This is a genomic window from Chamaesiphon sp. OTE_75_metabat_556 (assembly GCF_031378165.1).
Taxonomy (GTDB): domain Bacteria; phylum Cyanobacteriota; class Cyanobacteriia; order Cyanobacteriales; family Chamaesiphonaceae; genus Chamaesiphon.
In genome coordinates this window covers 1-5,521 of sequence record NZ_JANNDR010000478.1, presented here as the reverse complement: position 1 = coordinate 5,521, position 5,521 = coordinate 1, and the positions used below count along the sequence as shown (strand labels likewise).

Sequence of the window (5,521 nt, the reverse complement as noted above, 5' to 3'; positions counted from 1 at the left end):
ATCCCGACGATCTCCACCGCGTGGAAAGCATCGCCCAAGAGACAATCGCGGGGAGATTGCCACAACATCGCTGTGAATATCGGGTCATCTGTCGGGATGGTAGTATCCGCTGGGTCGATGGCATCGGTGAAATCGGCACCGATGAGGCAGGCAAAACCTATTTAGCAGGCTTAGTTCGCGATATTACCGATCGCAAACGCGATGAAGAAGCCCTCCGCCGCAGTGAGGAATTCCAGCAGCGGATCTTAGCCAGCAATAATGATTGCATCAAGGTCTTCGATCTGGTCGGTCGGCTGCTATATATGAATCACGGCGGACTCTCGATGTTGGAAATCGATGACTTTAGCACGATCGCCAACCAGCCTTGGCAATCACTATGGCAAGATCACGAAACCGCCAACATCGAAACTGCTCTGGACGCAGCTAGAGCTGGCGGTACAGGAAGATTTGAAGGGTTTTGTCCGACGGCTACTGGCAAGCCCAAGTGGTGGGAAGTTGTCGTTACCCCAATTCTCGATGCTGATGGTCGGGTCGAACAAATCCTGGGCGTTTCGCGCGATATTACCGAGCGACGGCAAGCTGCTGTCGCGCTGCAAGCCAGTGAAGAACTATTTCGCCATACCTTTGAGTACACGCCCGTCGGCTTTGCTCACGTCGCACCCCATGGGCGGTTATTGCGGGTCAATCACAAATTTTGTGAAATTATTGGTTACAGCAACACCGAACTGCTGGCACTGACTTTTCACGATATTACCGAACCTGCCGATTTAGCTGAAGATCTGGCTTTAGTCGATCGATTATTGGCTGATGAGATTCAGGAATACACCCTCGAAAAACGGTACATTCACAAGCGAGGACATCACGTCTGGGTCAGTCTTACCGTCTCCCTGGTGCGGGACGAAGCGATCGATGGGCAACTGGGGATGCCCAGTTATTTTCTCTCTGCCGTCCAAGATATCACCCATCGCAAGCAGCTAGAATTCATCAATCACCAACAAACCACCGAGCTGCAACAGCTCAATGGCTCGTTACTATTGACTCAACAAAAGTTGAAAGAACGTAACGACGAACTCGATAATTTCGTGCGGATCGCTTCTCACGATCTCAAAGCTCCCCTGCGGGCGATCGCCAATCTCGCCGACTGGATTGAAGAAGATCTGACCGATCGCCTTAATCAAGGCGATCGCCAGCAGTTTGAACTCTTACGCCAACGCGTCCACCGGATGAATGCCCTCGTCGATGGCTTGTTGCGTTATTCCCGCCTAGGACGCGAAGAATTACCGATCGAACAGGTCGATGTATCCCGACTGATTGCGGAGACGATCGATTCACTGGCACCACCGCCCAATTTTGCGATCGAGGTTGTCTCCCCACTACCGACGCTAAATGCCAAGCGAATATTACTCAGTCAAGTCTTGGCCAATTTGCTCAGTAATGCGATTAAACATCACCACCGCGCCAACGGTCGGATCGAGATCGCTGCCGAGGATCTGGGCGATCGCTATCAATTCTCGATCGCTGATGATGGCCCCGGCATTCCCAACGGCCAAGCCAGAGAGCGGATCTTTGAGATCTTTCAGACGCTCAAACCCAGTAATTCGACTGAGAATACTGGCATTGGGCTAGCCTTGGTTAAAAAAATTGTCGAAGGCGAAGGCGGTCGGATCTGGTTGACCACAGATCGCCCTCAAGGTGCTTGTTTTTGCTTCACCTGGTTGAAGGCGGACAGTTAGCGACTAGTAGATCCCCGACTTCTTCGAGAAGTCGCGGATCTACCAGCGAATAGTACCAACAGGTTTAACTCTAGCTCCCAAAAATCTCCGTCTTCGTCCGATCGATCGCTTGGAGCAATTCTTGACGATCCTGCTCGCGAATCAAATACCGCCACACAAAACGCACTGTATAGAACAGGCCGATAATTTTTAGCAGTGGCGATACCAAGGGAATATCATCGATCGCATTCAAACCTGCAAATAGCAGCTTGAGACTGATAATGCCGAGGAAGACTACGCCCAAGGCGATAATTAATTGCCGATTGGTATTGAAAAAATCGATAACGTAAGCCTTGGCTCGATCGAAATATTCGGCACTATTACCAGTTTGGATCGATTGCCAAGTGTCTTGGGCGGAGTCGATTAACGATTTGTTATCGTCGGAAACTGTTGCCGCAGTGTCAGACATCGACATTGGTGGCACGGAATCGGGAGTTTCCGCAGCCAAGATCGCTTCGGTGCTGTGGAGTGTTGCTGCCGCTTCGCTGGGGGCTGGCACGCTAGAACGCTCGTCATACTTCATCCCATCATCTTCACGATCGAGCATCTGTACCGATCCGCTGTCTGATTCAGCCGGATCGCCGCCGCTGTGCAGACTGGCTGCCGCTTCGCCTGGGGATTGGACGGCAGACCGCTCGTCATATTTCATCGCATCATCTGCGCGCTCGGGGGCATCAGCGACTACTTCCACAGCGACGATCGTCTCGATCGGTTCCATATTCTCGACTGTGGCGGTTTCGACGTAGGCATTATCATACTCAGACTGGGATTCCGCCGATTTGTTTTTGGGATGGTCGGGATGGGTTTCGTCGTACTCGTCAATGCGCGTCAGCTCGGTAGTCAGATCGATACTCATGGTGATTAGTTACTTATTCAAAGGTGATGCAGTAGTTGAAATTGCCAATATCTCTGGCTGCAAGGATGTTTGGGCATTGCCAGCGATCGCTAGCTTCCCAGCTCGCGCACGAGTGAGGAAGCTAGCTGGGGAAGCTAGATATTTTTCTCAACTATCGGTTGGCCGTCGATATTTACATCCAATTCTTCGCGGCGCAATTGCTCTTGAGCGGTAGCATTTTCGGTATCGACGACTTTGCTCACTTTGACTTCTTCCCGCACGAAGGCTTCTTTGTGAAATTCGGGAACTTCTGCGTAGACATCCATCCGTGCGACTTCGCCTTCTTTGAAGGCATCTGTACCGGTGGTTGGCATAGTTGCAGTACTACCACTAACTGGCATCCGTTCGATGACGACCCGTTCTTTTTCAACGGCTACCGAAGCTGTGGCTGTCTCAGTTTCGATATGCTTGCTGATGACGGCTTCGCCAGTTTTTTGACGAGTTTTACCAGCAACTAACCGTTCTTCGTAGAGTTTGAGAGTCGAGCCGTTTTGGTCGTTCATCCCATACAAATCGGGTTCGCGATCGTAAGTATAGGTATCCCGATCCATGGTGACAGTGCCCATTGTTGGCGCACCACCAATTGAAGAGACATCTTGCTGGAGTGGCATCGAACCATCGCGATAGACGCCGCGTACCCGCTCTTCATGGTCGTAATCCACGATCAGGTCGTTGGTGAATTCTGGCAAGGCTTCGACTTGAGCCTTGGTGAGATTGGTCGCGTAAACGCGTTTGGCGTTGTCATCAACCTGCGCGCGACCGATCGGTAACAATACTTTCTTACCGACAATCCAAGCACCAGTATTAATCACCAAGTAACGAAAGCGGCCTTCGTCATCGACTAAAACATCATCGACCGAACCGATTTTTTCATCTGCGGCATAGACATCTAAACCTTTAATTTCTCGATCGCCAAAATGTTCTTTGTAATCTGGGTTGAAGTCTTTAATTTTATGGAGAGCCATCTGATTTAATCCTATGCTTATAAGTCTCGAATACTTTATGTATAACAGCTTACAGTTAGGCTCTGGCTTATTTATCCTTCGATCTACCGATCTAGTTGAGACCATTAGATAGAGGCTAAAAGTGGTAGTGTTTTAGTTCAATCAAAAGTTAATTTATACTTCGATTTTACATCAGAATACAACCGCTCCGAGGTGGCAGATCGATCGTCAGCTCCCGACCATTGTAGTCAATTTTCGCCGCCCCAAATACCACGCGTTCTGGACGAGACGGCAATCCCAGACTGGTTAGATCGAGACTAATCTGGACTGACTCCATTCCGATATTTACCGCCACAATAATTTTAGTATCATCCAAGCTCCGCACAAACGCATAACCATTACCTTCGGCAGACAACACTCGATATGTGCCGATTCGCAAAGCGCGATGGGCGTGGCGTAATGCGATTAGTTCGCGGTGATAATTCAATAGCTCCCGATCCCAGTCTGCTTCTGCTGGAAATCCCCGTCGGGCATCGGGATCGAGCGCGCCGACTAAGCCGACTTCATCCCCATAGTAAATACTGACTGCACCAGGAAAAGTTAGTAATAATAAAGTCGCTAGCTCGACACTGGCGCGATCTCCCTGCGCGATCGATATCAGTCTGGCGGTATCGTGACTGGCTAATTGATTGAGCTGCGTTAGTTGAATTTCCCAAGGGTAGAGGTCGAGTAAGGCTTGGATTTTTTGGGCGTAGGCGGGGGCTAAGAGGGCTGGGTAGGGGGCGTAACTGCGGGATTCGACTAAATCCATGACTACGAGATCGCCTGCGGTGAAGGCGATCGTCGGGGCGGTAAATAGGTAATTCATCACGCCATCGAATTGGGTGCCGTCGAGCCAGTGGCGGGCATCGCCCCAGATCTCGCCGACGATATAGGCTTCGGGGTTAATGGCTTTGACTCGATCTCGAAATTCTTGCCAGAAGCCTGCGGTGGTAATTTCAAATGGCACATCGAGTCGCCAACCGTCGATGCCGAGGCGAATCCAGTGTTCGGCGATCTGCATCAGGTATTCGCGGACGTCGGGGTTGTCATGGTTGAAGACGGGGAGGGCGCGGTTGTCTGCCCAGCCTTTATAGTTGGCAGGAAGGGAGCCGTCGTAGGCGGATAGTGGCCAATCGTAGATGGTGAACCAGTCGATCCAGGGGGAGTTGGAGCCGTTTTCGAGGATGTCGTTGAAGAAGAAGAAGCCGCGACTGGCGTGGTTGAAGACGCCGTCGAGGACGATTTTGATGTTGCGGTGGTGGGCGGCGGTGAGGAGGGCGTCAAAGGCGGGGTTGCCGCCGATGATGGGGTCGATTTGGTAGTAGTCGTGGGTGTGGTAGCGGTGGTTGCAGGTGGATTGAAAGATGGGGGTGAAGTAGAGGGTGTTAATCCCCAAGTTCTGAAGGTAATCGAGTTTTTCGATGACGCCCCAGAGGTCGCCGCCTTTATAGCCTTGGAGGGTTGGGGGTGTGTTCCAGTTTTCCCAGTTGGGGTGTTGTTGGAGATGGGGGTGGGGTTGTTGGCCGATGGCAAATCGATCGGGGAAGATTTGATAAAAAACGGCGTGTTTGACCCAATCTGGTGTTTGAATTGTCATGTTTAAAGAATCGGTGATGGTTAAATTATTTGTGTTGAGCGGAGCGGCAAACGATTCTGCACAGCAGAGGCTTCGCCAACGATACTTGTGGGTTGCGATTCTTATTTGTGTGGGCAGAACCCGGATCTGGGGGTTCCGACCCCCAGTCCCCCCGTTGAAAGGCGGGACGCCGCCTCTCAAACTCTCCTGCGTAAGGTTCGATTTGTAGGAAGCGTAAAGATCTGTAGGTTGGGTTGAAGAATGAAACCCAACACACTCAACTGAAGTTAGT

General features: G+C 51.1%; 4 protein-coding genes. 1 reads left to right on the top strand and 3 read right to left on the bottom strand.

All coding sequences use genetic code 11. The annotated features are described in order from the left end of the window. Window positions 1-1,733: PAS domain S-box protein (locus RMO27_RS19255; protein ID WP_309735544.1), on the top strand; the 1,733-nt coding region annotated here is incomplete at its 5' end. A gap of 70 nt (window positions 1,734-1,803) precedes the next feature. Here the strand turns inward: RMO27_RS19255 and RMO27_RS19250 are convergent. The 3 genes from RMO27_RS19250 to RMO27_RS19240 all read right to left on the bottom strand — a co-directional run bounded on the left by RMO27_RS19250 (window position 1,804) and on the right by RMO27_RS19240 (window position 5,250). Further along, window positions 1,804-2,628, bottom strand: coding sequence for a CAAD domain-containing protein (locus RMO27_RS19250; RefSeq protein ID WP_309735540.1), 825 nt, complete (start codon window positions 2,626-2,628; stop codon window positions 1,804-1,806). Window positions 2,629-2,762: 134 nt separating this feature from the next. Next, on the bottom strand, window positions 2,763-3,632 hold the full coding sequence (locus tag RMO27_RS19245; protein WP_309735538.1) for a DUF2382 domain-containing protein: 870 nt from the start codon (window positions 3,630-3,632) through the stop codon (window positions 2,763-2,765). A gap of 166 nt (window positions 3,633-3,798) precedes the next feature. Continuing rightward, the gene (locus RMO27_RS19240) at window positions 3,799-5,250 is read right to left on the bottom strand and encodes a glycoside hydrolase family 13 protein (protein WP_309735536.1); all 1,452 of its coding nucleotides are present in this window, start codon (window positions 5,248-5,250) and stop codon (window positions 3,799-3,801) included. Window positions 5,251-5,521: the final 271 nt, after the last annotated feature.